General features: G+C 41.6%; 20 protein-coding genes and 2 tRNA genes. 10 read left to right on the plus strand and 12 right to left on the minus strand.

Going from position 1 to position 25,599, the window contains the following annotated elements; translation table 11 throughout:
- Nucleotides 1-555: 555 nt before the first annotated feature.
- From rsmD to trkA, 4 genes are all read right to left on the minus strand, one after another.
- Nucleotides 556-1,119, minus strand: coding sequence for a 16S rRNA (guanine(966)-N(2))-methyltransferase RsmD (rsmD, locus tag WC222_06400; GenBank protein MFA6916009.1), 564 nt, complete (start codon nt 1,117-1,119; stop codon nt 556-558).
- A gap of 27 nt (nt 1,120-1,146) precedes the next feature.
- The gene (locus WC222_06405; protein ID MFA6916010.1) at nt 1,147-3,174 is read right to left on the minus strand and encodes a hypothetical protein; all 2,028 of its coding nucleotides are present in this window, start codon (nt 3,172-3,174) and stop codon (nt 1,147-1,149) included.
- A gap of 84 nt (nt 3,175-3,258) precedes the next feature.
- Complete coding sequence (locus WC222_06410; GenBank protein MFA6916011.1) at nt 3,259-4,863, minus strand: potassium transporter TrkG; 1,605 nt, start codon at nt 4,861-4,863, stop codon at nt 3,259-3,261.
- A 50-nt stretch (nt 4,864-4,913) separates the two neighbouring features.
- Nucleotides 4,914-6,290, minus strand: coding sequence for a Trk system potassium transporter TrkA (gene trkA, locus WC222_06415; protein MFA6916012.1), 1,377 nt, complete (start codon nt 6,288-6,290; stop codon nt 4,914-4,916).
- Between the two features lie 307 nt (nt 6,291-6,597).
- On the opposite strand from trkA, the gene WC222_06420 reads away from it, so the two are divergent.
- From WC222_06420 to WC222_06435, 4 genes are all read left to right on the plus strand, one after another.
- Complete coding sequence (locus WC222_06420) at nt 6,598-9,057, plus strand: hypothetical protein (protein MFA6916013.1); 2,460 nt, start codon at nt 6,598-6,600, stop codon at nt 9,055-9,057.
- A gap of 103 nt (nt 9,058-9,160) precedes the next feature.
- Nucleotides 9,161-9,234 (plus strand) — tRNA-Arg (locus WC222_06425).
- Nucleotides 9,235-9,852, plus strand: coding sequence for an MBL fold metallo-hydrolase (locus WC222_06430; protein MFA6916014.1), 618 nt, complete (start codon nt 9,235-9,237; stop codon nt 9,850-9,852).
- A 41-nt stretch (nt 9,853-9,893) separates the two neighbouring features.
- Nucleotides 9,894-10,508: a peroxiredoxin gene (locus WC222_06435; GenBank protein MFA6916015.1), complete on the plus strand. Its 615-nt coding sequence runs from the start codon at nt 9,894-9,896 to the stop codon at nt 10,506-10,508.
- Nucleotides 10,509-10,515: 7 nt separating this feature from the next.
- Here the strand turns inward: WC222_06435 and WC222_06440 are convergent, their stop codons facing one another.
- Nucleotides 10,516-10,926, minus strand: a complete 411-nt coding sequence (locus WC222_06440) for a hypothetical protein (protein ID MFA6916016.1) — start codon at nt 10,924-10,926, stop codon at nt 10,516-10,518.
- A 165-nt stretch (nt 10,927-11,091) separates the two neighbouring features.
- Here WC222_06440 and WC222_06445 point away from each other — a divergent pair, with 165 nt between their 5' ends.
- The gene (locus WC222_06445) at nt 11,092-12,369 is read left to right on the plus strand and encodes a hypothetical protein (protein ID MFA6916017.1); all 1,278 of its coding nucleotides are present in this window, start codon (nt 11,092-11,094) and stop codon (nt 12,367-12,369) included.
- 29 nt (nt 12,370-12,398) lie between these two features.
- On the opposite strand, the gene tsf is transcribed toward WC222_06445, so the two are convergent.
- The 5 genes from tsf to mutM form a co-directional block, all read right to left on the minus strand.
- Complete coding sequence (gene tsf / locus WC222_06450) at nt 12,399-13,250, minus strand: translation elongation factor Ts (protein ID MFA6916018.1); 852 nt, start codon at nt 13,248-13,250, stop codon at nt 12,399-12,401.
- Nucleotides 13,250-14,047: a 30S ribosomal protein S2 gene (gene rpsB, locus WC222_06455; protein MFA6916019.1), complete on the minus strand. Its 798-nt coding sequence runs from the start codon at nt 14,045-14,047 to the stop codon at nt 13,250-13,252. The genes tsf and rpsB overlap by 1 nt, the downstream gene beginning before the upstream one ends.
- A 108-nt stretch (nt 14,048-14,155) precedes the next feature.
- Nucleotides 14,156-14,226: transfer RNA gene (locus tag WC222_06460), tRNA-Gly, on the minus strand.
- Nucleotides 14,227-14,279: 53 nt separating this feature from the next.
- Complete coding sequence (locus WC222_06465) at nt 14,280-17,408, minus strand: hypothetical protein (GenBank protein ID MFA6916020.1); 3,129 nt, start codon at nt 17,406-17,408, stop codon at nt 14,280-14,282.
- 91 nt (nt 17,409-17,499) lie between these two features.
- Nucleotides 17,500-18,342 (minus strand): DNA-formamidopyrimidine glycosylase, encoded by an 843-nt coding sequence (gene mutM / locus WC222_06470; GenBank protein MFA6916021.1) that lies wholly within the window; start codon nt 18,340-18,342, stop codon nt 17,500-17,502.
- Nucleotides 18,343-18,436: 94 nt separating this feature from the next.
- Between mutM and WC222_06475 the strand changes: the two genes are divergently transcribed.
- Both WC222_06475 and WC222_06480 read left to right on the plus strand, forming a co-directional pair.
- The gene (locus WC222_06475; GenBank protein MFA6916022.1) at nt 18,437-19,066 is read left to right on the plus strand and encodes an arylesterase; all 630 of its coding nucleotides are present in this window, start codon (nt 18,437-18,439) and stop codon (nt 19,064-19,066) included.
- 29 nt (nt 19,067-19,095) lie between these two features.
- Entirely contained in the window at nt 19,096-20,211 is a 1,116-nt protein-coding gene (locus tag WC222_06480) for a glycosyltransferase (GenBank protein MFA6916023.1), read from the plus strand.
- Here the strand turns inward: WC222_06480 and WC222_06485 are convergent.
- Both WC222_06485 and WC222_06490 read right to left on the minus strand, forming a co-directional pair.
- Complete coding sequence (locus WC222_06485) at nt 20,188-21,462, minus strand: NAD(P)/FAD-dependent oxidoreductase (protein ID MFA6916024.1); 1,275 nt, start codon at nt 21,460-21,462, stop codon at nt 20,188-20,190. The genes WC222_06480 and WC222_06485 overlap by 24 nt on opposite strands.
- 210 nt (nt 21,463-21,672) lie before the next feature.
- Nucleotides 21,673-22,272: a peptidylprolyl isomerase gene (locus WC222_06490; protein MFA6916025.1), complete on the minus strand. Its 600-nt coding sequence runs from the start codon at nt 22,270-22,272 to the stop codon at nt 21,673-21,675.
- Between the two features lie 145 nt (nt 22,273-22,417).
- Here WC222_06490 and WC222_06495 point away from each other — a divergent pair, with 145 nt between their 5' ends.
- From WC222_06495 to WC222_06505, 3 genes are all read left to right on the plus strand, one after another.
- Nucleotides 22,418-22,678 carry a hypothetical protein gene (locus WC222_06495; protein MFA6916026.1) on the plus strand — a complete coding sequence of 87 codons (261 nt, stop codon included), beginning with the start codon at nt 22,418-22,420 and terminating at the stop codon, nt 22,676-22,678.
- Between the two features lie 76 nt (nt 22,679-22,754).
- Nucleotides 22,755-24,770, plus strand: coding sequence for a hypothetical protein (locus tag WC222_06500; GenBank protein ID MFA6916027.1), 2,016 nt, complete (start codon nt 22,755-22,757; stop codon nt 24,768-24,770).
- A gap of 28 nt (nt 24,771-24,798) precedes the next feature.
- Nucleotides 24,799-25,599, plus strand: a complete 801-nt coding sequence (locus WC222_06505; protein MFA6916028.1) for an archaeosortase/exosortase family protein — start codon at nt 24,799-24,801, stop codon at nt 25,597-25,599.

A 25,599-nucleotide genomic window follows, 5' to 3' on the forward strand; every position in this document is an offset into this window, starting at 1 on the left:
ATTCCTAGCGAAAAGATATCTACAATACGTTTTGAGAAGAGATTTTTGAACGCAGAGACGCAAAGAACGCAGAGAAGCTTCGCCCCGCATTAGGCTGTCACTAGCACGATTGTTTCGTACCGACCTCACATCGCCGCGGTCCCCCGTGGGCCCGCGGCGCCGACGTTGACATGCTCGCTTACGCGATCACGTCAAGCATTTACATGACACTGGATTTAGTCAGAATTTTTGCAAGATAAACCCAAATTGCACAGCTAATTCTAGTCATGCTATCTAGCATTAAGTTCACTAACATGTTTCTGCTGTGAAAACCGCGATTCTGTTTTTTTTATGGAGTGTCTAATTATGCTTGACGTGATCGCGTAAGCGAGCATGTCAACGTCGGCGACGCGGGCCCGCGGGGGACCGCGGCGATGCGAGATCGGTACGAAACAATCGTGCTAGTGACAGCCTAATGCAGGGCGAAGCTTCTCTGCGTTCAAAAATCTCTTCTCAAAACGTACTGTAGATAGCTTCTCGCTGGGAGAAGTCTCCTTCCTACGTTCATAAACGGTACTACAGTTGTTTGCTAGGTCTTAGAAAGAGCAGGTAAGATTTGCCGTAAGAGCGGGTATCTTCTAGGGAAAGATGTATCAAAGGTGGAGGAAGTTGTTTTTGGCCGCTCTCCATGATTAGCCATCCTTGGGGAGAGAGGAGTTGGAATTCATCGATAAGTTGAATGCAGTTTAAAGCTAGAGCCATATGTTCGTAAGGAGGATCAATGTAAATAAGGTCGAATTTGGCTTGAGTTTTGGCGTAATAGCTTAATGCGGAAAGGGCATTTGATTGCACAACTTTTGCTGTGTTTTCTACTTTTAACAAGGTGATATTTTCCTTGATGCAGAGTGCAGCTCCTCTATCTTTTTCAACAAAATTTACACTTGCGGCTCCGCGGCTAAGTGCTTCAAACCCCATAGCACCCGAACCTGCACACAGGTCTAAAACATGGGTGCCTTCGATATGGTTTTGAAGGATGTTGAATACAGCTGCTCGGACTAGGGCAGATGTTGGGCGTGTTGTAGTTCCTTTAGGAACGGCCAATCGCCTATTTTTGAATATTCCGGCTATAATTTGCAGCATAGGAGAAAAATATAGCAGAATCCCGCATTATCGGTCTTTAGGAATTGATTCATTTGCTATAAAAGGGGTGATGTAATGGTTATTACCTAAAGCTGTTTTGGAGTATTGTGCAGATAACCTTTGCCATTTCAAAGCTTCATCGGCCAGACCATTTTTTGCTGCGTACTGCTGATGATATTTTGCGCTTATGGCATTGAAAAGAGCAGCATAATGTTCCATCAGAGTTTTCATGCGCTTATTTTTGTTTAGCTCCTCCCAATAACTTCTATTCGTTAAGTCATTGCGATCAAATGCTTTGGCATAGTTTCTTTCAAGAATCAAAGTAGATTGAAGATCGGATTTAGGATCATTTTTAAGTAGGTATGCAGATAGGAGAGCATACTCTAGCGCCGCTTCCATATGCCATGGCTCACTTTCTAACTGTTTTTTTGTTTGCAGCTGGTCTAGCAGATCGAGCATGGGTAAAAATTCATCAGGGGTGGGGTTTTTCTGTGCGGCGAGCTGTCTCCAAGCAGATGAAGCGTAGGCTAAGGCAGCTAAAGTCGCATTGAAATGATCTGTTGAGCCCATAGCGAGAGCTGCATAGGTACAGCCCTCAGCGAAATTTCCATTTTGTGTATTAAGATACGCTAGGATGGCATTCAGTTTTTCTTTTTGAAGAGGATCTTTGACAGCATGTGCGATGTTTTCTAAGCTTTCAATATCGTGAATGGAAGCATAGAGATAGATACTTTTTTCATAATCGCCCACAAGGGCATAGAGGTTAGCGGCAAGGGATGCTTTTACCCCTTCTGCAGGAGGGAGGTTGATAAGGAGAAATTGATGCGTAGGAGGCTCCAGAATTGAGTCATATATCGCATCGGCTAGTCTTTGTGCGGAGACTTTATGAGCCTCGGTCAAAGGATCATCGATAAAAGGGTAAGCCGCAAGGAATTCGTTGGCAGCAACTTCATTGAAGGCGGGGTTCTTTTTGCTGAAGGGGTCATAGACTTGGAAGAGGGCCAGCCTTAGGGATTTTAAGGAGGCTAAGTCTGCATTTGTAGTGATGGCATCTTGTGCATACTTATGGAATGTTTTAAAGTCTTTTTGAGTCAGATATGCATTGAATGCTATCTGAAGTTGGGCTACAGCCCTTTCAGATTTTGAGGCGGACATATCTAAGATAGTGCTTAAGCGGGCGGACTCTTGGTTATACTTGAGTAGTTGAGCAAGCAGCTGTGCTTGTAATTTCAAGGCAGAGTTTTTCTCTTCATCAGAAATTGAGGTGTGGTCGTCTAAGAGGGCTTGTAGGTCGAAAAGAAGCTTCCATTGCTCCGCTTTTTTATTATCCCCTGTCAGATGTTTTAATATTTCTTGTGTGGATTGAACGCGCCCCTTGGCCGCGATGCCTGCCAAGTGTCCGGCTTCCGGATGGATATTGGCTTCTAAAAATAATTTATGCGCTTCTTCTAAGTTGCCTATACGCATGTTTGCGACTGCAAGGAGGAAAGCAATGCGAGGTTGGTAGGGATTGTCTTTTTGGGTATTGGCATATGCTGGAATAAGCAGCGCCAAAGCTTTTTCATTGTCATTGTATTGCAAGGCAGTGTCAGCAACGGCGTATTTAGCCCAAAGGGGTAATGCAGCTAGGGTTTTATCTTTTAAAAGGTAGCTGTAGTGCGCATTTGCGGATTTCCAATCTTTCATTTGCACAGCACATTTCAGGGCCACGGCATGCATTGCGCTAACTTGTGAAGGGGTTGCATTTGTAAAATGTTGAGGCGAATTAAAAAAGTTTTTGGCTGCCAAAGTGGATGCATCGAAATCCCCTTGAGCGCAGTAACTTAATGCGATAATGGGAATGCAGGCTGTGTATTCATCCTGCTCCATAGAGTCTTTATTAGATAGGTAGAAACGTTCGATTGCTTTCCAGCAATGATGTTTATACCAGTGCTGCAGCTTACGTGCAGAAGCATTTTTCTCTTCATAGGGCAAAGATAAAGGGATGTCTGCATCCGCTGCAAGGACTTTGAGCCCTGCGCTAAATAGAATTAATAAGATGAAAAAGCGATGCATAAGAACCTTATTATCTGAAAATTCTTATATATCATGAAAAGGGTTCTTTTTATAAATGCATTTTAAATAAACATTAGGGACTACTCAGGCATTTTCTTTCCAAAAGGCGGGTACTAGGATGGCAAGTAAGGTATAAAATTCTAATCTTCCTAAGATCATTAGGAAAGAAGATAGATATAGGCTGAAGTTTGACATGAAGGCATAGGATTCGGTAGGGCCTGCCATGCGGAAAGCAAATCCGACGTTGTTGACATTGGAGATTGTGGAAGAGATGGCAGTTTCAGGATCTATCCCATCAAGGATAAATAAAAATGAAGCGACAATGCTTAGAGTGACTAAGACGACAAAAAAACCTAGGACGCTGCTTGCAGTTAAGTTGTCTACTTCATTGGAACCTATCCGGAAAATTCTTACGTTTTGAGGACGGAACATAGATTCAACTTTATATTGAAGAATACGGAAAAGCATGTAAAGGCGGATGGTTTTTAGGCCGCCGCAAGTAGAGCCGACCATACCGCCAAAATTCATGATAATTAAGATTAGAGATTGGGCAGAATATGGCCATTTATCAAAATTCGCAGTTGAAAAACCTGTCGTTGAGATTGCGGATATGGTTTGGAAGAAGCCATATCTTAAGGATTCGCCCCATGAGTAAACCTGGTTGGTTGCATCTATGGATAATTCTTGAAGCGTTCCATAAATATACCAAGAACAAAGCCCCCCGCTGACTAGCACAATAAATATGAATAAGTAGAATTCGGGGTTATTCAATTTATAAATCTTTCCCTTTACTATATAGTAGTACAACGCAAAGCTGATGCTTCCTAAAATCATAAAGATCATGACGACGATTTCGGTATTGAGGTTATCAAAACTTGCAATGCTTGCGTTCTTAGTAGACATACCGCCTGTCGCTAATGTGGCAAAGGTAATGGTAATAGCATCGAAATAGGAAAGGTTTTGGTTAGTTATCAAAAGAAAAAAGATCTGCGCAACTGTCAATGTGCAATAGATTTTAAACAATTGTAAGGCGTTTTCTTTAATGCGCGGCGTAAAGCTGTCTTTTATGGGGCCGGGAGCCTCTGTATAGTAGAGTACTTTGCTTCCCACACCTATGACAGGGAAAATAAGTATAAATAGCAAGATGATCCCGATACCCCCCAGCCAGTTAGTAAAACTCCTCCAAAATAGTAAGGCTTGCCCCACAGCTTCTACACCCTCAAAAAGGACTTTTCCATTGGCAGGGTCAATGATAGGTTTAACCGTGCCGTAAAATTCATATTTTACAGGAATCACACCTTCAATCACTTTATGATAGGGGATTTCTTTTCCAGTCTGCTCGTCATATTTTTTTGGAAATAGTACACTAGAGCCGGTGGTTGTATAGCCTGAAACCATTTCAAAGTAGGCTTGAGGGAAACTATCCAAGGTATGATTGAAAAGGAATGGCAATGCTGATAAAGCAGGAACGAGTACCCAGACTAGGACGACGGTTAAAATGCTTTCCTTTAGATATAGCCTACCCTGCACGTTCCTTCCGAAATAATGGCATATTGCTGCAATAGAGAGTGTAATAAGAATCGTAATTAAAAAAGCATAAGTGGAATGCTGCTGTGGGTGTTCTACAGGGGACAAATGGAGTTGGTAATATGCTGCCAGCATAAATGGAATCAGCAAAATAGCTGCCATGCAATACCAAAAGCGAGAAAGGACTTTAGATATATCTTTATACAGCATTATTAAAAGATCTTTTGTAATTCAGGGACATGTTTCGCATGGGTAATTGCAATGACAGTATCTCCGGGTGAGATAATTCTGCTGCCATTTGCCACCATGATTCTTCCTCTATTTTGGATCATTACAATGAGGAAGTCCTGTGGGAGAAGCGGCCCTAGTTCAGATAAGGGGATGCCCGCTACTTCTGAATCTATAGGAACATTGATTTCCATTACTCTAGCTTGATTGTCGTAGAGGGAAATTAAAGATGAAATTGTTCCAGCGAAGAGTTGGGAGAGGATATGATTGGCGGCGCTGATCCGGGGAGACACGGCGTAATTAATCCCTAGGGTTGTCAATAGGGGTGTATATGAAGTGTTATTGATGACGATGAGTGCATTCGGGCAGCCAGCCTCCTGTGCAAGCAAAGCGCAGAGCAGATTGGTGTCGTCATGACGTGTACAAGCAACTAGGAGTTCCGAAGAGCCCACTTTTTCTGACCTTAAGAAATCCAAGTCGGTGGCGTCATGATGAACAATGGTGCAGTTGGGCAATGTGTCAGCTAGCATGGCACAGGTATTAAAATCTTTTTCGATGATTTTTACATCCACAGGTCTGTATTCCAAAAGGCGGGCAAGATTGATCGCAGTCAAGGATCCGCCTACGATGACAATGGATTTAATGACTTGAGAACCGATGCCGAAGAAATGATGGATTTCTGTAATTGTGGGGGTTTCTCCGATCAATGTCACCTCATCACGGGGAAGGATCACGTCATCTCCATGGGGAAAAATTAGGGTGAAATCTGTCTCATCGATTTGATTGTCTTCATTAGGAACAAACCGTCGAATTAAGCTTACAATTGCTCCTGCAGGGAGTGCTAGATCTTTTAGTTTAACATTGCCTTTATTCCAACGTGCCGGAATAGACAATGTGCGCAGTTGTACTGCGCCTTGGGCAAAATTTTCTACTTGTATTGACCCGGGGCTGACCATATATTTTAGAATTTCGTGGGCTACAAGGAGTTCTGGTCCAATGAAATAATCGACGTCGAAGATACGGCCAAAGTCTAATCGCATTCTATTTAGAAAGTGGTTGTCGCGTACACGAGCTATTGTGCGCGGGTATCCTAGATGTTTTGCGATACAGCAAGCGACCATATTGACTTCATCGTCTTCAGTCAAGGCGATTAAAAGCTGAGGGGAAAGTTCTAATAAATCGTCAAGGAGTTGCCAATCTGTTCCCGAGCCATGCCGGGTTGCAACATCGAGATAACGAGTGGCTTCTTGAAGGATTTTTCCATTTTTATCTATTAGGACGATATTGTGCTCCTCTTTGGAGAGTAGTGAAGCAATATATTGTCCCACATCGCCTGCACCGACGATGACTATCGTCATCATAATTTAAAACCGTCAATATAGATTAATACTACAGTCTAAAAAAAATTTGAAATCATAGCAAGGTTTAGAGGGAATTCTCTTAGAGATATAAATAATTTCTAAATGGGACATTAGAGTCGTTCTAACGTCTTTAGTGGCGCTAGATGGGTCTATACTATTAACGTTTATTCCCTTACACTGTTTTCACTGCTGAAAGTTGCAGAGAGATAAAAGCTAATTTTCTTTAGGTTATGATAATAAATTCACATATTATTAATTTGTCATTTATCGTATGTACTGCTACAATTTTGCATTTATTTAGATAGTCATGTTTACTACGGTTGACGAAAAAAAAACCCCTGAAACAACTAACGCTCCTAATTCATCGAGCTGTAGTGTCCGCTGCCCCGAAAAAAACTTATGGTGGGGTAGGTCAGTAGATGTTGTTCAGAAATTCGGCAAAACTTTCGGTTGCCGTATGCCCCTTTTATTGGGCTTTATTCCTACATTTACGTTGTTAGTCTCTTCAACTCAAGTGAAATACCTCGTTACCACCTCATCGTTCGGTTTTCTTTTTACCGTGGTTATTCAACACATCTGGCAGTATTTTGATAGAGCAAATAATAAGCGGATCGATCAAGAAGTAGCGTGGTGTGAACGTTATATTAATAATGCCGATGTGCCCAAAGAACCTGGACCGGAAGATGTAATCGATCTGGATAATCCAAACACAACATTTACTATTTCCTCTTATCTCAAGAATAATCGGCCATTCAAAAGAATTGAAAAGGAAGATTCTGACTCTGATATTGATAGGGATGAATTTATTAACTCGATGATCAATCTTGATCTCGATGAAGATTTTCAAAAGCATTCTCAAAATATCGACAATTTTTTCGGTGATCTTAAAGGGAAGTTGGAGCTTCAGGCATTTTTGGACAAATTTGGCGAATTGATCTGCAAAGTGCAAGATGCTAGGGAAAAGCAGCAGCTTGTTTCTGAGAAATCCTCCCAACAGGTTTTGGAAGATGCTAATTCTTGTTCACAGGCTTTTAAAGGGATGGCCTTAGGGGCGAAAATCTGCAAAGAATTAGGGCGGCTGGGAAAAGAAGGCAATTTAAAATTCAAGGGTGAAGAGCTATTAAAAGCACTTCATGAAAACTATTACAACGCTATATCGTTCTCTAAATTCAATATTGAAATTTTTATCATTGGGGTAGAGTATTTCTGTCTTTACACTCGCAATGAGGAAATACAAGCACTTTCCGATGATATTCTCGAACTCCAAACTCAGCTAAGTATCTTAGAAAGGGACAAGAACCTTCACAAACCTCAGTATGTTGAGGCTTGTAGAAATGCTATTGGAATGGCCATTCAAAGTATCGAAATACGCATTAAACATTTAGGGAATAAGAATAATGCTAAGCAGAGAGAGATTACTTTTGATATTTTTGAGTCAGCATTATCGGGCTCTCAAGATCTTTTTGAATTAATCCGAGAAAGAACGAACTTTTTTTCTAACTTTCCCAAAGTTCTTAACTGGTTGATATTTTTCGATGCTGGAGTGGGGGTATTTATTTCTCTTGTCTCCTTTGTATTTAACCTCACGAAAGTATGTCTTTCAAAAATGAAATTTGAAAATGCGGGCATTGATGAAACCTATTGCAAAAAACTTTTGGAGAATTACCGTCAAAGTCTTCGAGAAAAATATTTACAGGACTTTAAGGTAGAACCGAGTGAAGAGGATCTTATCGACAATTATACTCGTTTTCTCGATTTGAAAATCAAAGTTTTGGGACAATCAAAAATAAACCGCATTATCCATATTATTGAAAAGATAATTAAAATTTCCGACGATCTCACCACACTCACTGTTTCCGCAAAGCTGTTAATTACCCTGGTAGGGATTTCTTTAGGTGCTCCTATGACGGCTGTGCTCACGACAGCGACTACTACTGTAACGTTTTTGTCTTTAGGAAGCGGCATTTATCGGTTTACCCGTAAGCTTTACTCTCAAAGACATAGGATTGCATATGCGATCGAGATGATCCGTTTGCGCAGCCTCCGTGTTCCGCAATTCGAACGATTAGAAAAGTCCTATTCGCAATTAAACGAAACATTAGGTGAACAAGATGCTCGTAAATCGGGTTTATTAGGCATTAATGAGGATTTGAAGGAGTTAATTACTTCGCTTCAGAGTAAAAAAATACTAACACTTCCGGCTGATAGGTACACTGCAGATACCCAATCCGCTGAATTGTCGAGTATTTTATCAAATCCTAAAATGAATATTGATATGATGTTTTCTATGACATCTAATGAAAAGATTCATTATGAAACTCTGCAGAGACAAAAACAAGAGCATCAAGAAGTCATCTATACACTAGGCACTGAAATAGACAGGTTATGTGATGCTTCACATTCGACTCGTTTGTGTTATCTTAATACGATGGATCAGGTAAAGATTGTGCGGGACAACCTTTTTGCAAGCGAGATGGCGGATGATGTGGCCACCTATACTGCCAATGATATAGTTACGCTTAGAAATTTGTTGAATTCGGAATTGGGCTTGTTGAAAAAAGAGGATTTTGCAGCTGGTCAAAGTATGCCTGCCGCTAATTTTGCACTTAACAAAGCAATTTGGGGTGAGCGTCTGCGGGAATTAGGTCATTATACAATGAAGCCTATTACAGGCGAGTTGATTTTAAAATATGCCTTTTCAACCCAATTTCCTGTGACTAAAGCTTCAAAACAGAATTTAAAACGCTTTCATGCACATTCAAATTAAGTAATCATGGGCATGACGTGAAGGGATATTCTCAATAAAATAACCTATACTTGAAGAATCGCTTGTGAAAAAATAGCCTTTAAGGCAGAATTTACGTTGTCTTGCACTGGTAGCTCAATCGGATAGAGTACCCGGCTACGAACCGGGCGGTTAGAGGTTCGAATCCTCTCCGGTGCGATGTTTATCTTTCCTTTAGTTTGTCCCCCTATAGATACCAATGCCTATGTCATAGGCTGTAAAGTTACTAAGCATGCTGCGATCATTGATCCTGGCATGGGCTCTTTTGAATTTACGCGCACTTTTCTGGAGAAACAGGGATATACCTTGAAGATGGTGCTTTGTACCCATTCACATTGGGATCATATTGCAGAAGCAGCGCGATTTCAGGAGGAATGCGGTGTTCCCATTTATGTCCATAAAGAGGATGCGTTTAATCTTATTCATCCCGGACAGGATGGCCTTCCTTTCCCTTTTCCTATTCAAGAATGTACTCCTAATCATCTAATGAATGACGGCGATCAAATCTCATTAGGAGAGTTAACACTTCAGGTTATACACACCCCAGGTCATTCTAGGGGAGGAGTTTGCTTTTATTTTCCTAACGAAAATGTTCTTTTTTCAGGCGATACCTTATTTAAGGGGACTATGGGGAAAGTCTCCTTTCCAACTTCAGATCCTATGAAGATGAAGGGCTCTCTTATAAGACTATCTCAGCTGCCTAAAATTACACGAGTTTATCCTGGGCATGGTCCGGAGACCACAATTGGCCAGGAAACCTGGATTAATAAATTATAGATTGTGCTATTCTCGGCCAAAAATTTCTTTAAGGAGAAATCATGGCCATCTTAGTGGGTAAAAATGCACCTGACTTCCAAGCTAAAGCAGTATTGAAAAATACAATCATTGAGAATTTTACCTTATCTCAATTTAGGGGAAAATATGTTGTCTTATTCTTCTATCCCCTTGACTTCACTTTTGTCTGTCCGACGGAGCTTCATGCCTTTAATGATGCTCTACAAGATATTAAGTCCCGCAATGCGGAGCTGATAGGGTGTTCCGTAGATAGCTGTTATGCACACCAAGCCTGGCTCGATATGCCGCGCTCAAAAGGCGGAATCGAAGGCTTAGAGTACCCACTGATCTCGGATATTAACAAAACGATTACTTCAGATTATGGAGTACTGCATCCGGATGGCATAGCATATAGAGGATTATTTCTCATTGACCGCCAAGGGGTAGTACGTCATCAACTCGTAAACGATTTGCCTTTAGGCAGGTCTGTTTCGGAAGCAGTCCGTATGTTAGATGCATTGCAGGCATTTGAAAACCAAGGAGAGGTTTGTCCTGCTAATTGGCATAAGGGAGAAAAAGGGATGGTGCCTACACACGAAGGTTTAGAGAAGTATATAGCAGCAACTTTGCCTACGTCAAAAAAAGCTGCGTTAGTTTAGAAGCTATTTACATGGCTTTGGCTGTGAGATAGTCGTAAAGATCCGCCTCGTTAAAAATTAAAATGCAGTGATGTTTAATGCAGATGGGGCGGATCGCATTCATTATTGTGGAATCTCCCACGCCGGGTATGCAAACTGCTGAGGTTTGATTTGTAATGCCAGGCTGTTCAAGTAATTTAAGCCCTCTGAAGTAATCTTGATAGCTATATCCTTCTTCTTTGACGCGAAAAAACAATAGTTCAAATTCGTACATTAAAGCTTGAATTCCGTAGAAAAGCCCGCGGCTCAGGGGTGGGGGATTGCCATAAGTTTCCAATAACTGCCCTAAAGAACGACAAAAGTGGCCTTGGTAGAAGTCGCCTCTTTCAGCTTCGCCAAAGAGAATGATACGTGCATGAGGAGTATCCTGTATTGCCATAGTAAAATCTCCTATAAAGAGAGTACGTTCATAATTATATTTTATAATAATAATAATTATATTTCAGGAAAAAGGGTGCTGAAAGAAGCATAATAATAAAATATAGTAGAAATTTATCTTTTTCTCCTAGATACTACGGTTTTTTCTTCAAAACAGTACTAAGATATGAATTTGACTTTATTGTATTTTGGCATTCAACAAGCTAAAAACACTTATAATAGTAATGATTTTTTTAATAAATCTGTATACCCCCGCATAGTACTCATTGCGTTGGGACCTTTGACATCCGTCGGGGAAGTATTTAAGCAGATCGGGGAGTTTTGTATAAAATTACCTATTACCGGAACTTATGTCTTAATTGGATGGCTTCCAAGGAAGCGCACGGACGAAGGCTGGCTTTTTGTGGGGTCGTTATTTGATCCTGTCTGTACTTTCTCCGGTCAGGCAGCCACATTAAAATCAGCAGCTTTTGCATTTGGAAGTATATTTGTTACATTATTGTACGGTTTTTATGATCCTAAAGGATGTATTGATTATTATTTAGCTGACCCTTTGCTTGAGGAGGGAGAAGAAGAAAGTGAATTGCCTCCTCTTGAAGATACAATAACTTCACGTGATGGAAATGAAGAACTAGAATCACAGGCACCAGAAGCTGAAAAAGCTATTTTTCGACGTGTGCAATTCACAATAAATGCTAATATTCCTAGCTCGCCTTCAAGGAAGAACATTGAACAGAGAACTAACAAATATAGCCCTTTAAGAATTTTGAGAAGTAGCCCTTCCAAGAATTGCCTTAGAGGAGTTCGTACGTTGATGGACTATAAACCCCACATAGGCCAAGAGATAATTTTAAATCGTGACAGCCTTTCCCTTTCCCAGAAAAGCGCAGTGGATCAGCTAATGGGAAGAATTAATAAAGCTAATCCGGAAACACGTCTTAAATTGCTGCAAAAAGAATTTAACTATGTAACGTCGGAATCAACGTTGCCTAGAGAGATAATTGCCAAATTGTTTTGGGAAGCTGTCAGCCTATCTGAGAATATGGATACTTATACTGTGGGAGAAGACCCCATAGCAGAAAGTTTTACTCCCCCAGCGTCCCCGATAAGAGGGGGAGCAGAGCAGAGCAACAGCCAATACGTTCCCATAAATCAAAAACAAACTGTAGTGGCCTTAAGCAGGAGTTCATTGAAAATGATGGTGTCTTTTGCTGATAGATTAAGACAGGTGGATGAGGGAGAAAGTTATTGGGATGAGGCTGAAGAAGAGAGCGAGATAGGTTTTGAAGCTGAGGGCGAACCTGAAGTAACTACAGAATTGGCCTTTGAAGAGGAATTTCCACTCGTCAATGTTGCGGAACGACGACTGAGGCTTCAAGAGCTATTAGTTGTGAAAACGGAAAATGATGCGGTTGGGAAGGTTAAGAACAAGCAAAGTGAGTAACTTTGCTTGTTCTTAAGGAAAAGAAACGATTAGCCGCCTACATTCCAACGAATGAAAGCGCTTACTTGTAGTGGCTTGCCTGTTTGTTTGGCACGCTCTTCCACAAGTTGCTGAATTGTTTTACTGTCATCTTTAATGAACTTTTGGCGTAGCAAGCAGATTGCATCATAATAGGCGTTTAGTTTGCCTTCTACGATCTTGTCTACGATATTAGCTGGCTTCCCTTGCATTTGGGAAGCTGCAATTTCACGTTCTTTTTGGATGACGTCGGCCGGGACTTCTTCCGGTTTTAAAAACTCGGGAGCTGCTGCGGCTGTATGCATAGCTATTTCACGTGCTAAATCATCTTCGCCTGCGCTGCCTTGAATGACAACAGCCGTTAGGAGTTTGCCGTTTTGATGCGAGTACACGCCGACGGATGCGTTATTGTCCAAGGAAAACAGGTGCAGACGGCGAATTTGGATATTCTCACCGATAGCTTGGATCAATGTTGCTCTTTGTTGGTCCACTGTCAGGCTATTGTCTTTGGAGTAAGGCAATGCCATCAGTGTTTCCAGGGAGGTAACATGATTTTTCGCTGCGTCTTGTGCTGTATGCTTGACAAATTCTTGGAAACGCTCGTTGCGGACGACGAAGTCGGTCTCAGCATTCGCTTCCAGGATGGCAACAGAGTTGCCTTCACGAGCGGATACGATAGTGCCTTCGTTAGTCGCACGGCCTTCTTTTTTTACAGCGGAGGCCATACCTTTCTTACGGAGCCATTCAATCGCTTCGTCGATGCTGCCATTAGAAGCGACTAGGGCTTCTTTGCAAGAACCCATACCGACTCCGGTACGCTCACGCAATTCTTTAATAAGTGCAGGAGTAACAGCAGCTGACATTAGCTTTCCTCTCTTTTGTAAGATTCTGCATCGGATTCTTCTTCCTCTGAAACGCTGGCTATAGTGGCCAATGCTGCTTCATCGTTACCGTCTTCTTTGTGGCTTACGGCGCGCAATTCATTTTTCTTTTCGATGACAGCTTGTGCCAATGTTTGAAGAATGAGTTTTACGCTGCGTCTAGCATCGTCGTTACAAGGGATAACGTAGTCGATAGGATCCGGATCACAGTTGGTGTCTACTAGAGCCATAACGGGGATGCCGAGTTTTTTAGATTCAGCAACGGCGATATGTTCTTTGCTTGGGTCGACAATGATAACGAGGCCGGGAACTTTACGCATAGAGCGTATGCCGGAGAGGACGCTGTCGAGCTTTGTTTGGTCTTTAGAGAGGAGGATCATTTCTTTTTTAGTCATGCCATCGCCGCCGGTGGAGATCTTTTTCTCGATCTGCTCAAGCTTTTTGACGGATTGACGGATAGTGGAGAGGTTAGTGAGCATGCCGCCGAGCCAACGTTCGCAGACGTAGAACTCATTGCACATTTCAGCTAATTCGCGGACGACGTCTTTAGCTTGTTTTTTTGTTCCGACAAACAAAATGGATTTGTGTTGGGCAACGACGGTTTTGATGACGTCGACTGCTTCACGGAGAAGCTGCATTGTTTTAGCTAGGTCGATGATATATAGACCATTGCGTGCTTCAAAAATGAAACGTTTCATTTTTGGGTTCCAACGGCGTGTTTGGTGGCCGAAGTGTGAACCAGCTTCTAAAAGTTCTTTAATAGTAGGTAGTTTAGCCAAGCCTTGTCCCTTTCTGTTGACGACGGCATTCAGCTTTTATGCTGAATTTCGGTCTTGGTTGTTAATGATATGTTTGTATGAAGACTTACACATGGTGTTGTAAGTGCTAGCGCCTGATCAGAATCGAACTGACACTCGTAGCTTGGAAGGCTACTGTTCTACCATTGAACTACAGGCGCGTATTAAAAATACTCCACCTATTTTGCCGAAGCCCTGGATTTAATTCAAGCGATTAAGTGGTAGCTCCCGCAGGTAAAAGAGGTGGTGCTGTATGCGGTAGATTCAGTTTTTTCCATGCATAGCTAAGCAGATTGTGAGAAGACTGTACGATTTCTATCCCTACAAAAGCCCCTTGGATAGGGTTAAACGCCCATCCTTTGAAAGATGTCATAAAAAAGCTCAGAAGGCTTTCGAAGACTAATCCATCTAAAGTATTTATGAGGGAGGGGAAAAGGAGATTAATATAATATTCTTGTAGAAGGGAAAAGCTGAATAAACGGCGCTGTGAAAAAGAGTATAAGCAAATACGCTGTATAGGGTTTGTAAGAGATAAATTTTGAATAGATTTTAAATCATCTGATCCAAAACGCACCAAGACATAAAAGCCCACACTAATTCCGAGGCTTAAACCCACAGCGGTTGGCAAAGGGTTGAGCAGTAGGGGAACAAGAAGGAAACCTCTATGAATTTGGTTGAAGACGAACCGACTAATTTTGGAAGCATTATTAGATACATAGTTAAGAGGTGAAAAAGAAAGGGCCGATAGGGGTTGTATGTTTTTCTCTCTAAGGGAGGAGGCAGAGTCAGCTTTGATGATGGACTTAATATATTTCTCTAACTGAGTGCATGAAAGTTGGGTGTCAATATTATTTTTAGAGTTCAAACAGATGATCTGATGGGTTCTGAGATTATTTTCTGTTTTGAGGCCTATTTCTCCCAGTTTTATTTTAAACAAGTCTTCGTCCATTTCCTCAAGCTGAAGCCAGCTTTGCAATTCCGGATACTTATTTAAAGGTAGAATTCTAGAGGCCCCTAAATATTCATAGGCAGTCTGCCTATATTTGTTCGAATCGTTTGGAAATTCGTGATGAGTTTCATAGTAAGCGTAGGGGCACTCAAGAATAGCATTCTCTTTCTCTTCAAAATAGGGGGCTTTTAACATTTCAAGAATTTCTAGAAAGTCTTTGTTAATTCTATTAAGTTTTGAAATATTTTGTTTATGTAAAGTGTATTTAGAAATCTCAGCTAGTATTTTTTTGTTATTTTCCGAGAGTTTAGTACTTGCTAAAATTTCATTCTCAAGATGGGAGAGTTCCGAATTTAAAGAAGAGTACCGATTAAGTTGGAGTTGAAGTTGGCTAACTTCGAGGATTGCCTGCTCTATGGCTTTGAAAAGTTTCTGTGATTTTTCAGTATAGAATTGGCTGGATTCTTTGGATAAAGACTTTAGTAATGCAATGTATTCTTTGAGTAGCGTTTGTGTTTTTTGTATGCGGTTTATGCTTTCTTGATCTAGTACAAATGATGTTTCGGCTTCTATGTGAGAAGAGTAGTAAAGATAAACTTGGGCTTTATAAAGGGCCGTCGTGATATTTGAAGCTAGGTGATAAACTTCTCGAATGTTTTGTTCACTTTGCATGCTCATTTGTTCTTCTTCTGACAAAAGCAAAAAAGTATTGAAAGCGATGGACTCTTGGTATTCTTGGCGGATGAACGCGAAGTCCAGGGTTAGCTGGCTCAATTTCTTAGGATTTTGATCAAAGAGGGCTTGTAGTTTCTCGAAATCTTCTTTGGCAGTGACGATCTTAGCATGGAATGTCTCCGTATTATTAAGGGAGGGGTGGGCGCATGTAACTTTTTTAGCCTCTGTGTTCAATGTGCTTAATTCTGAAGTAAGCTTATCAATTTCTTCAATTAGCTCTAAAGAAGGATGTTCGCTAGGAATTTGCTCCTTATTCACTTCGAATAGTTGAGTGATCTTTTCTTTCAATCTATGTACTTTAGAGATCTGGCATCCGGTAGGATTTAAACCTGACGTATACCATATATTGAATTGTGTTAAGGGGAGGTGATGTTCCTCGAGTGTCTTCTGCAGAGAATTCAGTTTATCCCACAGTAGGCAGTAAGAATCCACATATTTTTGCCAGGTGGGTGGGTCCTCGGGGACTGTTTCAGGAGAAATTGAAGTGTCAGTTTGAAAAAGATTATTTGCCTTCTGTAAGAAGCTCAAAACTTCTAGTTCTGGTTCGGAAGATGCATAAGCTATGTGTTCCTTGACTAGCCGAGCAGTGGATATCTGAATATTATTTGATAAGCTTTCTACTACTTGCTCATAAGTAGAAACCAGGGAAGTTAGATTAGTGGGGTTATCCTTGATTTTTTGGGCTTTCTCGTCGTGTAAATCTTTTTGATCAACCCTTAGTCCCGGAGATTTCAAAAGATTCAGATATTTTTGCGGACTTAAAAAAGAACAAAAATTTATTTGATCTCTGGGATCCTTTAAAGAAAAAGGAGTGATTAAAAGGGGACCCTGTTCCCAGAGAAGAGAGTATGTTTTTTCCGGATCAGAGGTGTGTTCTACGATATTACAGATATCTCGTCTGTAAGATAGAATTGTAGACAATTTTATTTTAGCCTTTTCTGATTTCCAAACTTGAATATCCTTGATCAATGTGGATAAGGTTGCAGAATTACAAGGGCATCTGTTTGTTATTTCATTAACGAATTTCAGATAATAGGTGGACTTGATTTGGCTAACATTAGAATCCGCATTTAATGTGCCAATATAAGCAGAGGAGTAATCAACAAAGAATTCATTGATTTGGCCATTTTCTACAATTTCATTAAATAGGGAGGAGAGGTTTTTATCGGCTTCAGGATCTGTTAGAAACCTGTAGATATTCTCATAAAGGCATTTTAATTTGTTTTCAGCTGAAGGAATGGAAAATTGCCAAGTGAAGGCTACTTTGATAAGATAAAAAAGACCCATCCAGTCTATTAGGCTACCCTGCGTTAAGCTACCTGCTGAGATATCGCAAATAATAGAATAAGCTCCTAAAATACCCATCCCGGAGATTGCGGCACCGAAAGCGATCATAGAGACAATGATAGCTGTCTTGAACATAGTGTAAGATTTTTTTTCGAATGCACTTCCCATTAAGAGTTTATCTATTTGTGAAGAGGAGAAAATAACGATCCAATGAAGTGGAGTCCCGCCCATGGTCCCTAATGCTACAGACCCTAAGACAGTTGCACTTAAACCCGCTATGATAAGAGCCCTTCTCGCCAAGGGAGAATTGCATTTCTCCTGGATAGAGTCTAATAGGGCTACGCCTTTAGAGAAAACTGAGTCAATGCACATAGGAGTTTATCTCATTAGAAATGATAAAATATTAATTTATCAGAGAACTATTAATTTTATTTAAAGATAATTTAAAGTTAGTTCGAATTTGTTACTCAGTTTTAAGTGCCAGTATTACTTTTTGGCAGTGTGGACAAATATGGGTCCCACGTTGGGCTACAACAAATTTGATAATGGGGGTGGAGCAGCGGGGACAGGGGAGGCCGGTACGGCGGAAAACTTGAAGCTGGTGCTGATGGGCAGCTTTTCTGTTTACACTATAATAATTAGCTTGACCATTGCCTAGGCGGGTGCCCTGATTTTCAATGCCTTTGGTGAGGACATTTTTGATTGCGCAGTGAAGCAAACGGATAGAATTTTTACTTAGGGTAAATGCAGGTGTTTCAGGGTGGATCTTTGCTTCCCATAGCGCTTCATCGACGTAGATATTTCCCAGGCCGGAGATATGGGCTTGATTGAGAAGGAACGGTTTGATTTTAGAACGAGACTGGAGGAGCTTAGAAAAAACCTCTACAGTGAATTCAGGTGAAAGCGGCTCTATTCCTAAATGCTGCAGCGTTTGGTGGTAATCCGTAGAGAGTGTCCAGCGGCCGAATTTCCGGGGGTCTTTATATTGAAGGGCTTGTCCATCAGCAAAATACAGACGTATTCTTTCATGAGGATGGAATGGCTCATTGGAGGGAATAATAGCGAATTTCCCCGTCATGCGAAGGTGTACTAAAAGAATATGCTGGTCTAAAGTTAGGACAATATATTTCCCGCGCCGGCCGGAAGATCTAAGAGTTTGTTTTTGAATGAGGGTATTGAAGTTTTTTTCATCGATGCCCTGCAGTGTACGTGCCCAAAGGATACGTGCTGAAATAATGGGGCTTCCGATGAGGCTGGACGCATTTAATTCGCGTGCGATTGTTTCGACTTCAGGTAATTCTGGCATATTGTAATCTACAATATAAGAAATTAGCTATTTGCAACAATATCCTTTTATTATTATTATATGTGAATAATGAATTTGATGGAGTTTAGTTCGAATGTTCGGCAATCATATCAATAATCTTTTTTTTAAAACGTGTGTGTTTATTTTAGGGTTTGTCTGTTCCATAAATTTGATGGCCGAAACTAAAATTGCTGTGTTAGGAGATTCTTTAACACAGGGACATGGAGTCGCACCTGAGGACGCTTTTCCCAAAGTATTAGAGTCTATCCTTGTAGAACAGGGGTATGAAGTTAAAGTTATTAGCAACGGAGTGAGCGGAGCTGTGACATCTAGCGGTTTAAAAAGGCTTAAACTATTAATCGAAGAGCAGCCCGATGTTGTACTGATCGAACTGGGTGCAAATGATGGCTTAAGAAGCTTGCCTATAGCCAAAATACGCCGCAATCTAGAAGAGATGATTACATACGCGAAAGATAATGGGGCCCACGTGATATTAGCGGGAATGCGGCTTCCACATAGCTATGGAAAAGTTTACCGTAAAGATTACGAGGCTTTATTTCCTGCCCTTGCCGAAGAGAATAGTATTACATTAATTCCCTTCATATTAGAAGGTGTTGCAGGAAATCGCGACTTGAACTTATCTGATGGTTTCCATCCTAATGAGGACGGCCACCGCATCATGGCAGAAACAATCAGGCCTTATGTGGTGCAGTTGATCGAGTAAATTTAATACATTCCCTAGTGGGGTTCAATATGGACAAAATTGGTTTGATTCCTTCGGCCGGAATGTATGGAGTTTTGGAAGTTTTTATTCAGCAGCTGGCGGAAGGATTGCGCGAGCTGCCGGGGGTAGCTACAGCTGTATTCTCATTGGAAAAGCCCCCCAAGCAATTTTTTGCTGACATTGAAGCATTTAAACCAGACTGTCTAGTCGTTTTCAATAGCTTGTTTGCTGCAGAAAATGGTGCGCTTTTTTGCGATTATCTAAAGATACCCACCCTTTTCTATCTTGTGGATGCTCCTTTTCATTTCAGCGATCCGGCGTCACCGTATGCGGCGACAGCCTGCATCGACCGGGGGCATACCCGCGATCTTGCGGCTAAGGGTTTTACTAAGACATTATTTCTTCCGCATGCAGTGGATAAGGCAGACCATAGGACGCCCCAGAAGATAACAAAATATGGCTGCGTCATGTTATCGACCGGAATAAACTTTCGGGAGCGGTATGCAAAAATGTTGGGGGCGCTTCCCCCAGCACTTATTCAACGTGTTCAGGAGGCATTTGAGAAGTATGAGACAGATGCGCTGCTGACGCTGGATGAAGCGTTAGGCCCTGAAGATCCTTTTCCTGTACCTAGAGCGCTATTGTTGAAAGAGATGGACCTTTATTTGAAGGGAAAGAAAAGGATGGAGTTTCTGCAGGGATTAAAAGGTATCCAGATTGACTTATTTGGGGGTGGAGATGGGTGGTCGGAGATATTAGGGAATACTTGCCCACACGTCCGGATTCATCCAGGACTAGATTATCCCGCTGCTTTAGAGGTGATGGGCGATGCTGCAGTCGTGTTAAGCCATTGTTCTTCCATTAAGGACGGAGCGCATGAGCGCCTATTTGCAGCCATTTCACAGGGGGCGGAAGCGGCTACTTATACTAATCCCTATTTGAAGGAGAATTTCCAGAAGGGGGAAGGACTGATCTTGGGGCAGACAATTGAAGAATTGGGAAAAGAAATAGAGTTTGCATTGAATAATCCCGATAAACGCGTGGAAAGTATTTTGAAAGGCCAGGAAAAAATAGCCCAGGCGCATTTATGGAAGCATAGAGGCGCAATCTTACAACAATCGTTAAAATCCTTTTTCGGTCAATGAAGCATGGAGCGCTTCGGCGGCTTTACGGCCGCTAGCGCAGGCGCCATTCAGCGAAGCATTATCAGTATATTCCCCGCAGATATAGATGTCCGGAGAACGGCCTATGGCATAATTCCCTTGTAGAGGAGGGGGATCTTTCTGATCCGGAAGAGCGTGGGGAATGGTGTATCTTTTTAAGAGTTCCCATTTATCGACAGGTATTTTGAACCATGAACTGAGCTGTTCCTTTGCGGCTTGGATGAGGTTGGGATTATTTTGCCATTCTGTTGAGACGATAGAGGCTGAAGCTAGGATTTTTCCTTTAGGAGAGTAGGAAGGCTGCACAAGGCTTGGAAAAGCTAAATTATTGATGGGTCCATCGGACGTACCATTAAGGTGCAGCAAGGAAGAAGGAGTGTTTGAAAAGGCCGCAGTGTCGATAGCAAAATAGAGAGTGCTTGTACTTTTACTTTTTAATTCCGGAAGGGTGGGAAAGAGCGCTTTTGCTTGTGGTGCATCTAGGGCTACGACGATTTTATCGCATTTGAATTCTTGGTGGTTGTCAAGGTAGATGGTTTTTCCTTCCAGAGCTTTTACAGGCTGATTTAAGCGTATATCAGTTTTCTTAAGTGTTTCTGCAAAAGCTTTAGGGATATAACCCATGCCTTTACGGGGTAATACCGCGGAACCTTCCACAAAAAAATGCAGCAGCCATTGGAATATCCCCGGATTAACGGTCATTTCCGTATCCAGGAAAACGCCTGCAAAGAAGGGTCGCAGGAATTTATTGATAAAAGGTTCAGAGAGTTTTTCTTCTTTCCAAAAATCCATGGTGGTTTTTCCTATCGATCGGAAAAAGGGGCTGCCGGTGCGGAAAGAGGATTTTATGTAGATGGAGCCCATCTTTACATAGTCAGCAAAATAGGCAAAGGGAATGTTACGCAGTTCGAAAATGGAAAATGGGTGCTTTAGAGGGTTGTAGAGTGGGTACCATTGGTTGCCATCATAGACAGTCGCACCGGAAGGGAATGGTTTGACATCCATTTCGTAGATGCGGACGATTTTCTTAACTTCGGCATAAGAAGATAAAAGAACTTGAAATCCTCTATCCAGAAGGTATCCTTCATAAATATCTGTGCGGCATCTTCCGCCGATTTCGGTATCTTTTTCGAAGATAACGGGCGAGTACCCTAGCTTTTCTAAGTAGTGAGCACAGCTTAATCCGGCTAAACCTGCGCCGACAATGCCGATGTTTATTTTTCGTGGTGTCATATATTAGACTTCTTTCGAAATTTCATTTGATTGTTAAAGTTACCATTTTTAGCATCTTTTTCGGCAAATTTTTCGACCATATGGTTACATATGCTCTCAAAATTTGCCAAAAAACCTGCTTAAAAATCGTCAATTTTCTCAACCAAAGCGAATTTCGAAAGAAGTCTATTGATTTGAAGTGCGTAATATTACGCACTTCAAATTAAAGGATTACGATTTTTTAATGGTAATCTTTAAAATTTTAATAGGTGTCAGAGGTTTATCTCTTCCGTCCGTAGGGGAATTTTCTATTTTTTGAATAATGGGCATACCTTCGGAGATTTCACCAAAAATTGTATGTCTATTATTCAACCAAGCGGTAGGAGCGGTAGTGATGAAGAACTGGCTGCCATTGGTCGAAGGACCACGGTTAGCCATTGCCAATAGTCCCGGACGATCAAAACGTGCTTTAGGGGAGTATTCGTCTTCAAAAGTTTTACCCCAGATAGATTGGCCGCCTGTGCCAGTACCTGTGGGATCTCCGCCTTGAATCATGAATCCTTTAATAATCCTATGGAAAATGATGTCATTGTAATAGCCCTTTTCAGCGAGTGCGATAAAATTTTCGCAGGCTTTTGGGGCAATATCACAATACAAGCGGATGGTAAAAGTCCCTTGTGTTGTTTCAATGGTGGCTGTTGCTGTTTTTGGCACGGCCGATGTATTTTCTGTTGTTTTTTCTGTAATCATATTGTCTGCATTTATTGATGTTTGAAAAAAAACTAAGAGAGCCAGGCATAAATAGGCCAAGCAGTGCAATCGTAAAGTCATAGCGGCTTCCTCCATTTTCAAACTATATTATACTTCTAAAATTTTTCAGTCATACAATTTTTCAGAGGACGAAGAAAGAAAAAAAAGACATAAGGACCTTAAACTCTTGATTAAGCCCTAATCTTGCTTAGAGGAAGAAGAGAGAATGAAGATTAATATTCTATGTCTTGTGTTTTTCTTAAGCACTACTTTGGAAGCCCGGCGTGATGCTGACAGTATTTATGACAGGCAGCTTGATAAGATGGAAGAGCGGCGCATTCTTTATTACAATCGGTGGTTCAAACAGCATAAATATCCGAAGTGCGCCCCAATGGAAGAATGTGAATGCCCTTGCATTCCGCAGCCTTGTCCTTGTCCTCATACCTATTATCAGGATGGAATGGATTGTCATCATGAAGGGCTATGAAAAAATTAGTGGCTCCGCTACAAGTTCTAACTAAAGATTAAATTTTATTATTGATTCGTTCTACTAGGGACTGTTCATGCGCAAACTCACCTTAATCCTACTCATTTTAATCGCAGCATTGGCTGTAGGCGTGCTTGTCACATATTGGCCGAGGATCTCCAATAAAATTGAATATTATTTTCCTCCAGGGGATTCGAAAAGTGATGCAGCAAAAGCCCAGGCGTTAATTCAAGAAGGAAATCCGAAAGGGGCAATGCGTATTATCCGCAAATATAAGCGTTTGATGGAGGGGCATACTGCGGAAGGGGATGAATGGCTAGCTTTGTTTATTGAGGCCTCAGAAGTAATACCTGATTCAACCCAGCTAGCAATTATCTATGAACATAGCCCCCATTTGTTTGATAATCGTGAAAAATCCTCCTTGTATGTGGGGGATTTTTTCATCCAGAGTGGTCAGAGGGACAAGTATAGCCAGCTTAGGGCCAAGTGGAAAGGGCACGAGACGCAGCCTGAAATGTGGTTTGTTCTAGATAGCGATAAAATGCTTTTGGATGGAGACAGATTAGAAGCGATAGAATTTTTGAAATCAAAATCTTTTGAAGGTAAGGCCGATGCAGGTCGTTTAGTGCGTTTAGGCTTATTGAATTTAGTGGCTGAGCCGCAGACTGCATGGAAGTATTTTACTGAAGCAATCGTAAAAGACCCTACAAATGCAGACCTTTACGTTTACAGGGCAAAGCTTTTGGAAGCTGCCAATAAGCCTGCGATGGCATTGCAAGAGTATGGCGCAGCCCTCAAGATGGATCCTAAAAGCTTATATTTACGCGACCAAGCGTCAGAGTTCTTTTTGCGTAACCGGCAGTATTCCCAAGCTTTGGAGTTATGGGCGGATAGTTTAGCTGCTCCTTCGTCTGATGTCATTTGGTTTAAAGCATTATTTTGGAACAAAGTCCTTATTCCCATAAATTTTGATTGGAGTAAGCATGTGCCCCCGGAGGGCAGTTTATTGCCTTTAGTCAACTACATGCTGGGACTTAATAAGGGGCAATTTTGGGATGATAGCTCTTTTGAAAAAGTTCCGGATGGGCAGAGATACCTGAGGACGCAGCCTGCAACATTTTGGCTCCGTCTTCTTTCTGCATTGAAAAAGTCAAAAGAGAATGAGGCAATTCAACTGATAGAGTATGACCCCTTTCAAAAAGAGTCGCTTTACCCTGAATTGGAACTGCAAATTGCCCGTGTCATTATGTACCGTAAAAACAATACTTTTAAACTGGGCAGCTTAGAGGCACCCTTAAAAGAATCTGCTGCGGCAAGGCAATCTCCCTTACGTATTTCGGCAGAACTCTTTAACCAGTTAGATACCATTGCAGCACAGCCATTAAAACAAAATGAAAGTCCAAAAATACCCGCCGACTTAGATGCATTACTAAAAAGCAAAGACGCTTTTGCGGCTTTATTCCTTGCCGGGGGGTGGATGGAAGCGGCGTTGGTGTTAAATACATCAGAAATAGTGCCTGAGATTTATCCGGAATGGTATGCCCACAATCTAGCCCAAGCCATTAAAATCAACCGTGGCAATGAAGCAGCGATGGAGTTTTTGACGCGTCAAAAACAGACCCCTGCTATCAAGTTGTTGATCGGCGAGATGATGATTGCAGAAAAGAATGTCGGTTCTGCCCTTGAGCAGCTTCAGTCAGTGTACAAAGACAATAACCAATATGGCTATCGCGCTGCTTGGCTGATGAGTTTAATATACATCGACAAGAAAGAGTACGCCCATGCCAAGCAGGTTATCGATAGCCAGCCACGTTTAAAGAGTGATACCTTAGGTCAGGAAACATTGGCGCGCATTGCTTTGCTAGAGGGAAAGGATGAGGAGGCTTTACAGATATATAACAGGATCTCTGCAACTTCTGCCGAAGCGCGTTCCTATTTAGCTAGGAAGGCATATGAAACGAAGGATTGGAAAACTGCCCGTCAATTGACAGAACAGTTATTAGTAGACTACCCGAACAATCCCACGATCCGTTCCAATATGCAGTCAATTTTGGAAAACGAGAAAACTGCCCATAAAAACACCTTGAAATAGGGTATTATTGGCATAAGGGGCCTGTCATATGCGCAAGTCGGATTATGGGATGATTTTACTCCTGTTGATACTTGCCGTGTTTATCTGGCTGCGCGATCTAGCATGGATGACGTCGGGGGATGATACACTCCCGGTCTTAGTGGCCCTTCCCTTGTTTGTGTGGTTAGGAACGCCTTGGAAATTCATTCCCGATGGAAGATGCGAGTTTTCACCGTTTGAGCTAACTCTTGTCGTTGCCCTCTTTGTCTTGGGAATAGGTATCAATAGCACAGTGTTGCTTGCAATAGGTTGGACAGTATTATTGTGGTTTTGGCTTAGGAAAAGAACAGATCTTGGTTCGCATGATTCTATAAAGAAACTTCTAGTTCTCCCGTTCATTTCATTTCCATGGATTACATTAGATGCAGATAAGATAGGGTGGCTTTTCCGCTTAACAGGGGCTTATGCGACGACGGCCCTTTATCACTTCTTTGGTGCGGAAGTGCAGCAGGAAGGGACGAATATCATAATTAATGGTTTGCCTTTATCTGTTGAGGCTGCCTGCAGTGGTTTGAATACTTTACAGTCGATGTTGATCGCTGGGACGGTAGTGAATTATATTATACTGGGAGATACATCACGCTATTGGTGGAATTTAGGAGTGATCATAACCTTGGCTTGGATTGCAAATACCTTAAGGATCATATTGCTATCAGGTGTGGCATTAATTTTTGGGGCTGAATTCGCACTTGGAGGCTTTCATATTTGGGGAGGGTGGGCCGTACTTATTCTTATGTTTCTTCTATGCTGGTGGATTACGTCGTTGCAAGAAGCGAAGAAAGTTGTCTGA

The organism is Parachlamydiales bacterium (assembly GCA_041671045.1).
Classification (GTDB): Bacteria; Chlamydiota; Chlamydiia; order Chlamydiales; family JABDDJ01; genus JABDDJ01.